The organism is Cellulophaga omnivescoria (assembly GCF_001999725.1).
Lineage (GTDB): Bacteria > Bacteroidota > Bacteroidia > Flavobacteriales > Flavobacteriaceae > Cellulophaga > Cellulophaga omnivescoria.
This window is the reverse complement of the sequence record NZ_MDDP01000050.1, coordinates 102,367-115,526: the sequence shown is the minus strand read 5'-3', so window position 1 is coordinate 115,526 and position 13,160 is coordinate 102,367. Positions and strand designations below refer to the sequence as shown.

Annotated in this window: 14 protein-coding genes; 8 read left to right on the top strand and 6 right to left on the bottom strand. The window is 31.3% G+C overall.

The genetic code is table 11. The features are described 5' to 3' along the window. The first annotated feature begins 107 nt into the window (after window positions 1–107). The 6 genes from BFJ87_RS15840 (at window position 108) to BFJ87_RS15815 (ending at window position 5,051) form a co-directional block, all read left to right on the top strand. Window positions 108–524, top strand: coding sequence for a hypothetical protein (locus BFJ87_RS15840; protein WP_077406881.1), 417 nt, complete (start codon window positions 108–110; stop codon window positions 522–524). A gap of 362 nt (window positions 525–886) precedes the next feature. Continuing rightward, window positions 887–1,408, top strand: a complete 522-nt coding sequence (locus tag BFJ87_RS15835) for a hypothetical protein (RefSeq protein WP_077406878.1) — start codon at window positions 887–889, stop codon at window positions 1,406–1,408. A gap of 15 nt (window positions 1,409–1,423) precedes the next feature. Then, the gene (locus tag BFJ87_RS15830; RefSeq protein WP_077406875.1) at window positions 1,424–1,942 is read left to right on the top strand and encodes a hypothetical protein; all 519 of its coding nucleotides are present in this window, start codon (window positions 1,424–1,426) and stop codon (window positions 1,940–1,942) included. Between the two features lie 10 nt (window positions 1,943–1,952). After that, the gene (locus tag BFJ87_RS15825; protein ID WP_077406872.1) at window positions 1,953–2,348 is read left to right on the top strand and encodes a hypothetical protein; all 396 of its coding nucleotides are present in this window, start codon (window positions 1,953–1,955) and stop codon (window positions 2,346–2,348) included. 35 nt (window positions 2,349–2,383) lie between these two features. Continuing rightward, window positions 2,384–3,268 carry a hypothetical protein gene (locus BFJ87_RS15820; RefSeq protein WP_077406869.1) on the top strand — a complete coding sequence of 295 codons (885 nt, stop codon included), beginning with the start codon at window positions 2,384–2,386 and terminating at the stop codon, window positions 3,266–3,268. A 40-nt stretch (window positions 3,269–3,308) separates the two neighbouring features. After that, window positions 3,309–5,051, top strand: coding sequence for a leucine-rich repeat domain-containing protein (locus BFJ87_RS15815; protein ID WP_077406865.1), 1,743 nt, complete (start codon window positions 3,309–3,311; stop codon window positions 5,049–5,051). Between the two features lie 6 nt (window positions 5,052–5,057). On the opposite strand, the gene BFJ87_RS15810 is transcribed toward BFJ87_RS15815, so the two are convergent. From BFJ87_RS15810 to BFJ87_RS15800, 3 genes are all read right to left on the bottom strand, one after another. Further along, window positions 5,058–5,435: a hypothetical protein gene (locus tag BFJ87_RS15810; RefSeq protein WP_139344269.1), complete on the bottom strand. Its 378-nt coding sequence runs from the start codon at window positions 5,433–5,435 to the stop codon at window positions 5,058–5,060. Between the two features lie 13 nt (window positions 5,436–5,448). Continuing rightward, on the bottom strand, window positions 5,449–6,033 hold the full coding sequence (locus tag BFJ87_RS15805) for a hypothetical protein (RefSeq protein WP_077406859.1): 585 nt from the start codon (window positions 6,031–6,033) through the stop codon (window positions 5,449–5,451). A gap of 110 nt (window positions 6,034–6,143) precedes the next feature. Further along, on the bottom strand, window positions 6,144–7,160 hold the full coding sequence (locus BFJ87_RS15800) for an LLM class flavin-dependent oxidoreductase (protein WP_077406856.1): 1,017 nt from the start codon (window positions 7,158–7,160) through the stop codon (window positions 6,144–6,146). A 342-nt stretch (window positions 7,161–7,502) separates the two neighbouring features. Here BFJ87_RS15800 and BFJ87_RS15795 point away from each other — a divergent pair, with 342 nt between their 5' ends. Next, entirely contained in the window at window positions 7,503–8,084 is a 582-nt protein-coding gene (locus BFJ87_RS15795; protein WP_077406853.1) for a DUF4494 domain-containing protein, read from the top strand. 81 nt (window positions 8,085–8,165) lie between these two features. Here the strand turns inward: BFJ87_RS15795 and BFJ87_RS15790 are convergent, their stop codons facing one another. From BFJ87_RS15790 to BFJ87_RS15780, 3 genes are read right to left on the bottom strand one after another with little or no spacing between them, the layout of a single operon-like run. Further along, window positions 8,166–10,181, bottom strand: a complete 2,016-nt coding sequence (locus BFJ87_RS15790; RefSeq protein ID WP_077406850.1) for a M3 family metallopeptidase — start codon at window positions 10,179–10,181, stop codon at window positions 8,166–8,168. Window positions 10,182–10,239: 58 nt separating this feature from the next. After that, the gene (gene purE / locus BFJ87_RS15785; RefSeq protein WP_077406847.1) at window positions 10,240–10,731 is read right to left on the bottom strand and encodes a 5-(carboxyamino)imidazole ribonucleotide mutase; all 492 of its coding nucleotides are present in this window, start codon (window positions 10,729–10,731) and stop codon (window positions 10,240–10,242) included. Between the two features lie 3 nt (window positions 10,732–10,734). Further along, window positions 10,735–11,889, bottom strand: a complete 1,155-nt coding sequence (locus BFJ87_RS15780; protein ID WP_077406844.1) for a 5-(carboxyamino)imidazole ribonucleotide synthase — start codon at window positions 11,887–11,889, stop codon at window positions 10,735–10,737. A gap of 127 nt (window positions 11,890–12,016) precedes the next feature. Here BFJ87_RS15780 and BFJ87_RS15775 point away from each other — a divergent pair, with 127 nt between their 5' ends. Beyond that, complete coding sequence (locus BFJ87_RS15775; protein ID WP_077406841.1) at window positions 12,017–13,123, top strand: adenylate kinase; 1,107 nt, start codon at window positions 12,017–12,019, stop codon at window positions 13,121–13,123. Window positions 13,124–13,160 lie beyond the last annotated feature (37 nt).

Sequence of the window (13,160 nt, the reverse complement as noted above, 5' to 3'; positions counted from 1 at the left end):
GGCGTTCCCCACTTAAGGTGGGGCGGGCTTTTGTTGCAAGTCCTCGTGCTAACGCACTGTGGGCTTTACACGCCAATCCCTAACGCGCCAAAAAACAAAATACACATATGCCACAACTAACACTACAACTTAAAAGACTAGGTAAAAAAAAGGTAAAACAAATACCATTAACCTTAGATGCAACTCCTAATAACTTGCAACAGTTACTGGTAGGTTGTGTTAAAAACCAAGTAGAAGCTTTTAATAAAAAAAGGGTAGAGGTTAATGTGGTTGGCTTTTTAAGTCCAGCAGAAATACAAGACCAAGCCCAAAGGGGTAAAGTAGATTTTGGAGATTTAGCAAATAAAGATTTAGCTGTAGAACAAGAAGCTATAGATAATGTATTACTAGCTTTTAAAGATGGTTTATTTGTAGTTTTTGTAGATGGTGATGAGGTTACCAGTTTAGAAACTCCTTTACAATTAACTAAAGACAGTGTTGTAGCCTTTATACGTATGACGTTTTTAGTAGGCACTTACTGGTAGTTTACCATAAAAGTTAATGTATTTAATTATAAAAAGTAGAATAAAAAACTCTTCTTTTTCTTCTTATATTAAACTTTGGGTGTGCTAAAAACATAGCTAGGGTACCTAAATCTGCTAGAATTACAGTAAAATATAGGGTTTTAGATGAAAAAATAAGTCCTAATAATACAAATTGCGCTAACAAAGTAGCATCGTATTTACAAATGAAGGATAATGATTGTTCTTTTTAAAATAGAAGAATTTTGTATGCTTATAATTAAGTAGTTATATAAACTAATGTATTACAAATATCCCTATAAAAAGGGAGGTATTTAACAATGTATTGCTGTAAATTGCGGTAAATTAATTGGTGTACAATTGTTATGGTAAAAAATATAGTTGTTTTAATGTTTTTGTTTGTTGTTAGCATAGTTTGTGCACAGCAAAAAACAGAAGACGTTTCTTTAAAAGAAATGAAACAAGTGTGGGCTACTTTTTTATCAACCTTAAAAACAAAAGACACTGTAAAATTTAAACGGTTGTCTGCTTTAAAAATTAGATGTTATGCCTGTTTAGAGAATACTCCAGAAGAAGAAAAAGAACTAACTACTTTTAGAGATACAGAGGAGGATTGGTACAGTGCACTTTACACTACTAAAATTTACATCCCTGTAGATACTTTTATAGCAGAAGATTACAACCTAATTTTTACACATAACTTTATTGGACTTTTAGTAGAAAGCGAAACTATATATGTAAACCACGCAATAGATGGCGTTAATTATATAGAGGTTTTAGTAACTACCACAAAACCAACTAAGTTTCATGAAGGTGGCCAACATACATTTAGATTTGTAAAACAAAATAAAATTTGGGTTTTAGATGAACTAAGTACAATTCCTTAAAAATAGAAATAAAATATGGTAGAAGTAAAATCTTTAGTGATGGCTATAATTAGCTTTTTTTTACAAGGAGAAGTTCCTTTGGTAAGCACAGATACAGTGTTTTTTGTAGATGTAGAGTCTAAAGCAATAACGATAGAGCAACATAATTTATCTACAATTAAAGGGCAAGAAGAAGCTGCTACTGCTGGTTTAAAATTAGCTATGGAACAAACATCTTTAGACGACTCTTTACAAGGTTTAACTTTAATATCTAAAAAGGTTTATGAAAAAGATAATACGCTTAACGCCACCATAAAATTAAGTTACAATACAATTAAAGACATTACCTATTTGGGTTTTAATTTAAACGCAGATGGTACGTATGCTTATTATAAAAATAATACAATAGAGTTGTTAACTGATAATGGAGTAGAAGAGGAGCATCAATTTAATTTTAAAGCAGATCAAAATATAAAGTTTAAAGTAATGCCAATTTTACACAAAGACGTTAAGCTAATTTCTTTAGCGCCAGCTTGGAATAAAAAACAATATTAATATCATAGTAATGAAATCAGAAGAAAATAAACTATCAGTATTACAGAGAATACCAGAAACAAAGCTTAAAGAGGTATTAGAGGAATACCTAAAATTTATGTCTAGTACAAAGTACATTCGCTATGTTCTGCTGCTTTTTGGAGCATTAGTGTTGTTATACAATGTATTTATAGCAGGTAAATCTTATTCTTACTCAGATTATAACACTATAAAAACATCCGTAATTCTAATATGCTGCATATTTATAACAGTATTATTGGTTTTTGCAGGTGTTTATTTTACTAAGCAATTAAAAGTAAAAGGGAAGTTAAAAGAAGTAGCAGAGTATCATAATCTAGACTTTAAAAAGGTTCGTAAAGAGTTTAATATATATGTAAAAGAGGCCTTAGGAGGATATCCAATTTAGTTAAAAATAAAAAATAACCAGAAAACACTCACCTTATGAAAAAAAATACAATAATATGCTTAGCTATTACAACTATATTATTAACGTTATCTGCATCATGTAGTTTTAACAAATCTGTAAAAAAAAACTTTAGTATAGGTTTAATTACTAAAGGAGACGGTATAAATGTAGATGAGGTAGAAGTTACTTTAGATGACCAGATCTTAGACGATAATACATTAATTTATGGTAAAACTTTAGTTACTACTTTTAGTTCTGTAGACGGTTTTACAGAAGAAAACGGTAAATATTATCCAAACTTAGCCGTTGCTGTAATATCTAAAAAAGGAGATACGGTTTTAAAACACTCAAGTTTAATACAAAACTCAGCAAGTGGTTTAGATTTAAGTATGAAAGATTTAATAGGACAAGTAAGTTTTGCTGCCCCTATTTTTTCTGAAGAAACCTATACTATGCTTTATACTTTAACAGACTTAAAAGGAGATGGCATACTTACCTCTAGTTTAGAAATAGATTTAATAAAAGATCCAAATATTACGATTAATACAGAAAAATTAGGGTATGGGGAGGCTTATTTGTTTTCTCCAGACCGTAAGTCTGTGATTACCAATAGAAAAGTTGGGTTTAATGATAAAATGTTGTTTATATTTGAAGGCCTAGAAGGATTTACTAAAAAAGATGGTACTGTAGAAATAGGAATGACAATGCTTGTTAAAGATGATAACGGCCGTGTTGTACTAGACCAACCAGATATGTTTTTAAATCAAAAAATAAACCCCGCATTAGTACAACAATCTATACAGGCTTCTTTAATTATAACAGAAGGAGCTATTAGCAATCCGGTAAAATGGCAAATAAAAATTTGGGATAAAAATAGCAATGCAAAAATTACTGCTAAAACCTTGTTAGAGGTAGAGTAGTTTTTGTATCAAGCAAAAATAAATTAAACACAACTAACCATTGGAAGAATTAATTTTAGATGCATTATTTCAGGACTTTAAAGAAAGGGAGGTTCTGAAAGTTTCACCTTTTGGCGATATTTTTTTTAAAGAAGATGATTTAAAAGGTGGAGAAGTGTATTCCGTTTGTCAAATTTTACCACCAACCAGACCTGCACATAATCCAGCAAAAAAAGGAGAATTTATGTTTTTGTGTCAGGTAATAGCTTTTGATGCGGCTACTTTTCAACAGTTTTTAAAAGTTAAAAGAAAATCGTTTTTTAAGCGTAGTGCGCCAGAAGAAATGCAAAATTTGTACGATGCTTTAATTACTAGGTTTGGTTTGCGTTTAGAGCTAAAAAAAAGATTAGGAAAAACTACTAAAGATCAGGTTTACGGTTATTGTTCATCAGACCCGTACAATAGTACAAATCCTAATGCAGAAAAAGTAGATTTATCTGCATACCATAAAGAAGTTTTAAAATATATAGAAAAAAAACCAAGGCAATTTTATTCAGATATTTGGGAGTTAAATAGCGAAAACGATTTTGGCTTAGCTACTCAAAAATTATACTACGGTTATGGTTTTGAGCTTCCTCAAGGTATTTTTTCCTGTACTAATTTAAAGTGTTTATCAGTAGCTAATCAAACAGTACAACATTTATATCCAGGAATTTTAAAATTAAAATCACTTAACGAACTCACATTGCGCAATGTGAGTTTAATAGCCCCTGACTTAATTAATAAAATTTACAAGTTTAACTATTTGGTGTCTTTAACTATTTCTAGAGATGGAGATTACTACAGTGTGCCATTAAATGGGTTGCCTCCTAACTTAGAGAAAATAAAAAGTTTAAAATATTTAGATTTTTCGGGTAATAAAAGTCCATTATGGTCATCAGTTGTAAAAATTACAGGTTTAAAAACCCTTAATTTATCTAATACATCATTAAACAGAATAACATCAAGAATAAAATATTTAAACCAGTTAGAAGAGTTAGACTTGTCTAACAATAAAATAACAGAATTACCAGAGAGTTTAGTCACATTAAAACGTTTAAAAGTGTTAAGGCTAAATAATAATCCTCTTTTAACCTTACCAAATTGGATTGGGAAACTTAAACAATTAGAGGTTTTAGATCTGCAGCAAACACAGCTTACCTCGTTACCAGATAGTATTTGCAATCTTACAAATTTAAAAGAGCTTAATTTAAAGAAAAACTCTTTTGTAGAGCTTCCGGCTTCATTATTGAAAATACCAACAAAGATTATAAAATTAGAGTTACAAAATCAGGCATTGTACAATAATGAGGTTAAAAATAAATTAGAACAATTGCCAAGTGGGGACTGTTATTTTGAGTCTGACTTTAACTTTAAATTAATGGTTATAAATAAATTGATGTATGTAGATGAGGTTTTATATCCAAAGTTTAATGTGCACTTTTTTGCAAAAAATTACAAAGACCGTAAAATTGATATAGAGGAAGAAGGGTATGCTATTATTCCTGAAGTTGCTGCTTATTTTAAAAAATTACCAATTCCGGCCACACTATTATTAGATATTGTAGAGTTGTTGCCCGATGGAGGAGATGAAATTTACGCCCAATTAATTCCGTTTTGGAGCGGAGAGGATGATAGTTTTGATGTAAAATCTATTGAAGACATTAAGTTTTTGCCTAGTTTAGAAACTACTAATTCTTTACATTTTTCAGAAGAGTTGGTAGCACAGTTAGAGGCAAAGAATATAAATGTTATACCATATTAATTTTATCTAAAGCGAAATTAAACACTCTAGCGGATACCATTTATTATTCTTTTGTTTGTAATAAACTGTTATAAAACTACCATTACATGCTTTAAAGCTGGCTTCACGTATTTTAATGTTTGCATTACTGTTAGTATGCTTAAAATGTTTAGTTATTGTTTTGTTGTTTAAAATAGATGATAGTTCTTTAAACTGCAAAGTGTAGTTATATTGTTCAAAAGTATTTCCAATTTTTTTTACTGCTTTTGTGTAGGTGCTTTTTTGTAGCATTTTTGTTTTTTTATTCACTTTCTTGTAGCAGTTTATGCTATCATTGTGCTGAGCAATAGAAGAATTATAAAACAAAAATGAGATAAGTATAAAGACAAGTTGTAAATGTTTCATTTCCTTAGTTTTTTTATGCGCTACAATCTGTAGTTACACGGTCTATTAATGTTAACATCCATTTTTTATTTATATAGCTTAAGTAAAAAATTAAGTCTTCGTCATTCTTATCAACCAAAATAATTCTGTAGCTAATTTTTTCTAAATCTAAAGCTCGTTTTAATTCATTACTGTAAGTTGTAGAACTTAGTTCATACTTTAAATTTTTTATGGTATTAGATAAAAGAGCATTTGTTTTTAATGTATCACAAAATAATCCTTTTGTAGACCAAGTGTAAGTGTTACAATCAAAAGTAGGTGATGTATTATAAGTTATTTTAGCGTTAGACACAGGTTCTGCATAGGGTAAGTAATTAGGTGTAGGATTTTTAAAATTCAGAGAGTCTATAATCTTGTAATTGTTTAAAACACCATATTTAACAAGTATAGTAATACCATTTTCTTTAGAGACGTAGTTGTTTATGGCTTTTGTGTTTTTCTCTCTAAAAGCTATAATAACATTTGTAATGGTTTCTTCTAATAAAACTTTTTTATTTTGGGCACTATTTTGCAAGTGTACTAATAAGAATAGTAATAACAATAGGAGTTTAGACTTCATTCTGTTAAGTTTAAAACAAAAATAAAGCAACTTCCCAAATTTATATACACGGATTACAGTGAAAATACAAATTCAAAAAATTGCTTTATCAAAACAAAAAAAACTTACTTTTATTCTTTCTCTAAATTTATTTCATTCATTATTTCTGCAAATAATTTGTATGATTTTACACGATCTGTATGGTCATAAATGTTTGTTACAGCAATAAGCTCATTAACCTGTGTTTGTTCTAAAAATTCTTTAATCTGTTTTTTTACAGTTGCTTTGCTTCCTATAAAAGAATACTTTAACATTTGGTCTACAGCAGGGTGTTTAAACATTTGTCGTAAATCATCAGTCATTTTTACAGGAGGTAGCATAAAATCTCTTTGGTTGGTAAGTAAACCAACAATAATTTTAAGCAAAGATGTAGATATATTTTCTGCTTCTTCATCGGTATCTGCAACAATAACATTTACACCAGCCATAGTGTATGGTTTATCTAAAGAACTAGATGGTACAAATTCTTCATTATAAATTTTTAAAGCATCGTGCAACTTAGCAGTAGCAAAATGGCTGGCAAAAGCATAAGGCAATCCTTTTCTAGATGACAAATGTGCGCTATCTGTACTAGAGCCTAAAATATATAAAGGTACATGAACACCTTCGGCAACAGTAGCTCTAACTTTAGATTTTTTGTTATCTGCAGAAAAATATTGTTGTATTTGTGCTACTTCTTCAGGGAAAGAGTGTGCTGCTTGTGTATGGTTTGCTCTTATGGCGTGTGCCGTTTCTGGGTCTGTTCCAGGAGCTCTCCCCAAACCTAAATCTATACGGTTTTGGTACAGTGTGCCAAGTGTACCAAACTGTTCTGCAACAATTAAAGGTGAGTGGTTTGGTAACATAATACCACCAGAGCCTACACGTATTGTTTTTGTGTTTTCTGCAACATTACCAATTAAAACTGCAGTAGCAGAACTACCAATAGTTATAGAGTTATGATGCTCTGCAAGCCAAAAACGCTTGTAGCCAAAGGCTTCGGCTTTTTGCGCAAGATCTACACTATTTTTAAACGTGGTTTGTAAAGAACTGCCTTTAGATACAATGGCGAGTTCTAAAACCGAATATGCTATTTTTTTTGATGACATTTTTTTCTTTTTGTTGCTGTTATTTTAAGAAAGTAACAGTTTTTTGGACTTTATTTTGTCGTACTAAAGACCTATTAATTACACGTATATAGTTGAGTGTAAATTATGAACTACAAAAGTACAATTAAGCAATAAATAACACGGCTATTTTAAGATGTGTTATGACTTATTTAAGTCAAGTTTAGCAATAACACAAAAACTATTTTAAAAGTTTAGTGTTCAACTGTCTTGTTATAAGAACACTACGTTTTTTATATTTAAATTGTGAATATCTATTTGCGCATTTACAATCTATTTTTTTTTGTAACGGTTATATTTGGCTTCCCAAAAAACAGAAAAATTATGAGCGCAACTTGGTACGAATGCAAAGTAAAATATAGAAAAATGAGCGACACAGGAGCTCAAAAAGTAACAACAGAACCTTATTTGGTAGATGCAATTTCTTATACAGAGGCAGAAACTAGAATTAATGAGGAAATGAAAGCTTACATTAGTGACGAGTTTAAAATTACAAACATTAAGGTTGCTAATTTTGCAGAAATTCATCCTTTTGAAAATACAGATCGTTGGTTTAAAAGTAAAGTTTCTTTAATTGCTTTTGATGAAGAAAGTGGTAAAGAGCGTAAAACCAATATGTATTTATTAGTGCAAGCTAATGATGTAAAAGAAGCCTATGATAATACGGTTGCTGTAATGAAAGATACTATGGGAGAATATACTATACCATCTATTACAGAGTCTCCAATAATGGATGTTTTTCCTTATTTTTCTGGTGAAGAAGGAGAACTAGATCGTATTCATAAATTTAACGAAATAAAAGATTCTGTTCCTGAAGTAGAAGAAACAGAAGAGGCTAAAGAAATTTTAGAAGATGAAGCGTTAGCACTTGTTAGTGCAGACGTAGATTTAGATGAAGAAGAATAAGCAGTTATTACTATTGCAAAAATAAAAAAGCAGGATAATTAATAACTATTATCCTGCTTTGTGCTTTATAAATAATTAGGACTATAACAGTCCTGCTCTTTCTAATAAAGCTTCAACCTTTGGTTCTGCACCTCTAAAGCGTTTGTATAATACCATAGGGTTTTCTGTACCACCTTTAGACAGTACATTGTCTTTAAATTTAGTAGCAACATCTTTATTAAAAATTCCTTCTTCTTTAAAGTAAGCAAATGCATCTGCATCTAAAACTTCTGCCCATTTATAACTGTAGTATCCAGAAGAATATCCTCCTTGGAAAATATGAGAAAAAGCAGTGCTCATACACGTTTCTGCTGTGCTAGGGTATAAATCTGTACCTGTAAAAGCTTTCTCTTCTTGTGCTTTTACATTTGTAAAGTTTGTTGGATCTACACCGTGCCAAGACATATCTAACAAGCCAAAACTTAATTGGCGTAATGTTTGCATACCTTCTTGAAAAGTAGCAGATTCTTTTATCTTTTGTACCAATTCCATTGGTATTACTTCTCCTGTTTGGTAATGAGTAGCAAAAAGTTCTAGAGCTTCTTTTTCATAACACCAGTTTTCTAAAACCTGACTTGGTAACTCTACAAAATCCCAATACACAGATGTACCAGATAAACTTGGGTAAGTAGTATTTGCAAGCATACCGTGTAAACCGTGACCAAATTCATGAAACAATGTAGTAACCTCGTTAAAAGTTAATAACGATGGTTTAGTGTCTGTAGGTTTTGTAAAATTACATACGTTAGATATATGCGGGCGTACATTTACACCGTCTTTTATATATTGTGGTTTGTACGATGTCATCCAAGCACCACCACGTTTGCCTGCTCTTGGGTGAAAATCTGCGTAAAATAAAGACACAAAAGTATTATCTGCGTCATACACCTCATATATTTTTACATCTTTATGGTACTTATCTACATTGGTAACTTCTTTAAATTGTAAGCCAAATAACTTTTCGGCTATTTTAAATACTCCAGCAATTACATTTTCTAGTTTAAAGTATGGTTTTAGTATCTCATCATCTAAACTAAACAACTTTTGTTTTAGTTTTTCTGAGTAATAGGCGCCATCCCATTTTTGCAATTGGTCTATGCCATCTAACTCTTTGGCAAAATCTTCTAGTTGTTTAAACTCGCGTTCAGCAGCTGGCTTTGCTTTTACTAATAATTCATTTAAAAAAGAATGTACTTTTTCTGGCGTTTCTGCCATACGTTCTTCTAATACAAAATTTGCGTGTGTTGCATACCCAAGTAAATTGGCACGTTCGTGGCGTAATTTTGCTATTTTTAGTACATTTTCTTGGTTGTCTAACTCATCACCTTTAAACGCTTTACTGCCAAAGGCTAATGATAATTTTTTACGAAGTTCTCTGTTTTTGGCATACTTCATAAAAGGTATATAGCTAGGATAATCTAATGTTATTAACCAACCATCTAAGTCTTTAGATTTGGCTAGTTGCGCAGCAGCTTCTTTTTCACCTTCTGGCAAACCATCTAAATCTTCTTCATTAGTTAAATGCATTTTAAATTTATTGGTTTCTGCCAATACATTTTCTCCAAACTTTAGTTTAAGTTTAGACAATTCTGCATCTATTTCTCTAAGTCTTGTTTTTTTATCATCAGCCAAGTTTGCACCGTTTCTGCTAAAGCCTTTGTATCTTTTATCTAACAACGTTTGTTGTTCTACAGTTAGGTCTAAACTATTTTTTTGCTTATAAACGGTTTTCACTCTTTTAAATAAAGCCTCGTTTAAAGTAATATCGTTACCAAACTCAGACAATAAAGGAGAAACTTCTTGTGCTATTTTCTGAATTTCTTCATTAGTTTCTGCTGAATTTAAATTAAAAAATACGCTTGAGATACGGTCTAATTGCTCACCAGCAAAATCTAGAGCTTCAATAGTATTTTTAAATGTAGGAGTGTTGGTGTTATTTGTTATAGCATCTATTTCTGCTCTTGCATCTGCCATAGCTTTTGTAAAAGCAGGCATAAAATGCTCATTTTTAATTTTGGAAAACGGTGCAGTATCAAAAGTGGATAATAATGGATTCATTTATTAATATTTTACTTATTAGAATAATGAGAAGTTTTAAAAAGGTATACTGTAATTGTTACTTTATACTTTTAACTTTTTCAGCTCCTTCAATAACTTTTTGTTTTAATCCTTCTTTGTAAAAAATTATTTTATCCAATACACATTTGTCAGATGCACCAATAATTTGTGCAGCCAATATACCAGCGTTTTTTGCGCCATTTAAAGCTACTGTTGCAACAGGTACACCACCAGGCATTTGTAATATAGATAAAACAGAATCCCAACCATCTATAGAGTTACTGCTTTTTACAGGAACACCAATTACAGGTAAAGGAGACATAGATGCAACCATACCAGGTAGGTGAGCTGCACCACCTGCACCTGCAATAATTACTGCATAACCGTTTGTGTGTGCATTTTTACTAAAGTCGAATAATTTTTCTGGTGTACGGTGTGCAGAAACAATATCTACATCCACCTCAATATCAAATCCTTTTAAAATATCTATTGCGTCTTGCATTACAGGAAGGTCACTTGTGCTTCCCATTACTACGGCTACTTTGCTCATAATTTATTCGCTTATTACTTTAATTGTATTTTTTACTTGCTCTGCTATTTCCCGAGCCTTATCTATATCTTTATTTACAATAGTTACGTGTCCCATTTTACGAAAAGGTCTTGTTTGTTTTTTACCGTAAATATGTGGTGTAACACCTTCTAATTTTAAAATGTCTTCCATATTTTGGTACACAACATTGCCAGTGTACCCTTCTGCACCAACTAGGTTTACCATAATACCAGCAACTTTACTTTTTGTGTTACCTAAAGGCAAACCAAGAATAGCACGTATGTGTTGCTCAAACTGGTTGGTGTAGCTTGCTTCAATACTATAATGTCCGCTATTGTGTGGCCTAGGTGCAACCTCGTTTACTAATATTTCATCTTCATTAGTCTGAAACATTTCTACAGCTAATAAACCAACGTGTTTTATTTTATCTGCTACTTGTAAAGCCACTTTTTGTGCTTTTTCTGAAACGTCATCTGGTATCCTAGCAGGACAAATAACATACTCTACTTGGTTAGCTTCTGGATGAAATTCCATTTCTACCACAGGGTATGTTTTAACTTCACCGTTACTACTACGTGCAACAATTACCGCAAGTTCATTTTTAAACGGTACCATTTCTTCAGCAATACACTCTACATTTGGCAACCCTTCTAAATCAGAAAAATTACGAACAACTTTTACACCTTGACCATCGTACCCAAATTGTGCACATTTCCAAACAAACGGAAAAGCTAAACCTCCATTTTCTACACTATCCTTAATTTCACTTGTATAAGCAAACCTGGTAAAATCTGCAGTAGGTATTGCATTGTCTACATAAAACAACTTTTGGGTAGCCTTGTTGTGTATAACGCGCAGAGCACTAGTCGGTGGGTAAACTTTTTTGCCTTCGTCTTCTAATTTTTCAAGCGCAGATAAATTTACATTTTCTATTTCAATGGTAAGTACATCTACAGTTTTTCCAAAATTGTAAACAGTATCAAAATCTAAAATATCACCTTTCACAAATTGGTTGCAGGCAATGCTAGTCGGTGCATCTTCTGAGGCCTCTAAAACCTTAGTAAATATGTCTAGTTTACGGGTTTCATAAAGCATCATTTTTCCTAATTGGCCACCACCTAAGATGCCAAGTTTAAAATCTGAAGAAAAAAAGTTCATTTTTGTAATTTTAGCAGTATTGTTAACTTGGTAACAAAAATACACTTAAATCTTAAAACTGCTCTTGTATATCCTAAAAAGAGAAATCAAAATGGTATATTTGCGCTTTTACTAAAAGAACATTCAATTGATTAAGCTACACGACAAATATTTTAGACCTTATTTAACAGAGCAAGAAATATTAGCTGCAGTAAAAAAAATTGCAGGTCAGATTGCCAATGATTATAAAAACGAGACTCCAGTATTTATTGGTGTACTTAATGGTTCTTTTATGTTTGTAGCAGATTTATTAAAAGAGTACCAACACAATTGTGAAGTTTCTTTTGTTAGATTAAGTTCTTACAGTGGCTTATCTTCTACTGGTATTGTAGAAACACTTATAGACGTGTCTGACACTATAGAAGGCAGAAGCGTAATAATACTAGAAGATGTTATAGATACAGGACGTACTGTAAAACAGCTAGTACATATGTTTAGCAATAGTAATGTTAAGGAGTTTAAAATTGCAACATTATTTTATAAACCATCTGTATATTCTGGAGAGTATAACATAGACTATGTAGGTATAGAAATACCAAATAAATTTATTGTAGGTTACGGGCTAGATTATAATGAGCTTGGTAGAAACCTAAGAGAAGTGTATCAACTAAATCAAAATAATATGATAAATCTTGTACTATTCGGGAAACCGGGAGCTGGCAAGGGCACACAGGCAAATTTTTTAAAAGAACAGTACAATTTAAAACATATATCTACCGGAGATGTTTTTCGTTACAATATAAAAAATGGTACAGAATTGGGTACGTTAGCTAAGTCTTTTATAGATAAGGGTGAGTTGGTACCAGATGAGGTAACTATTAATATGTTAAAGGAAGAAGTAGAAAAAAATCCTGAAGCAAACGGATTTATTTTTGATGGTTTTCCTAGAACAACTGCACAGGCTGAAGCATTAGACAACTTTTTATCTACTAAAGATATGAAGATAGATGCTACAATTGCTTTAGATGCTAATGATGAAGTTTTAATACAGCGTTTATTAGAACGTGGTAAAGTAAGTGGAAGAACGGATGACCAAGACGAAAGCAAAATTCGTAACAGGTTTGAAGAATACAACCAAAAAACAGCCCCATTACAGGCTTATTATGATAAGCAAGGTAAGTTTCATACCGTAAATGGTATAGGAGAAATAAAAGAAATTACAGCTAGGTTAAGTAAAGTAATAGATACTTTATAAACCTAAAAACACAGATAATATTAATTCCATAACCTAA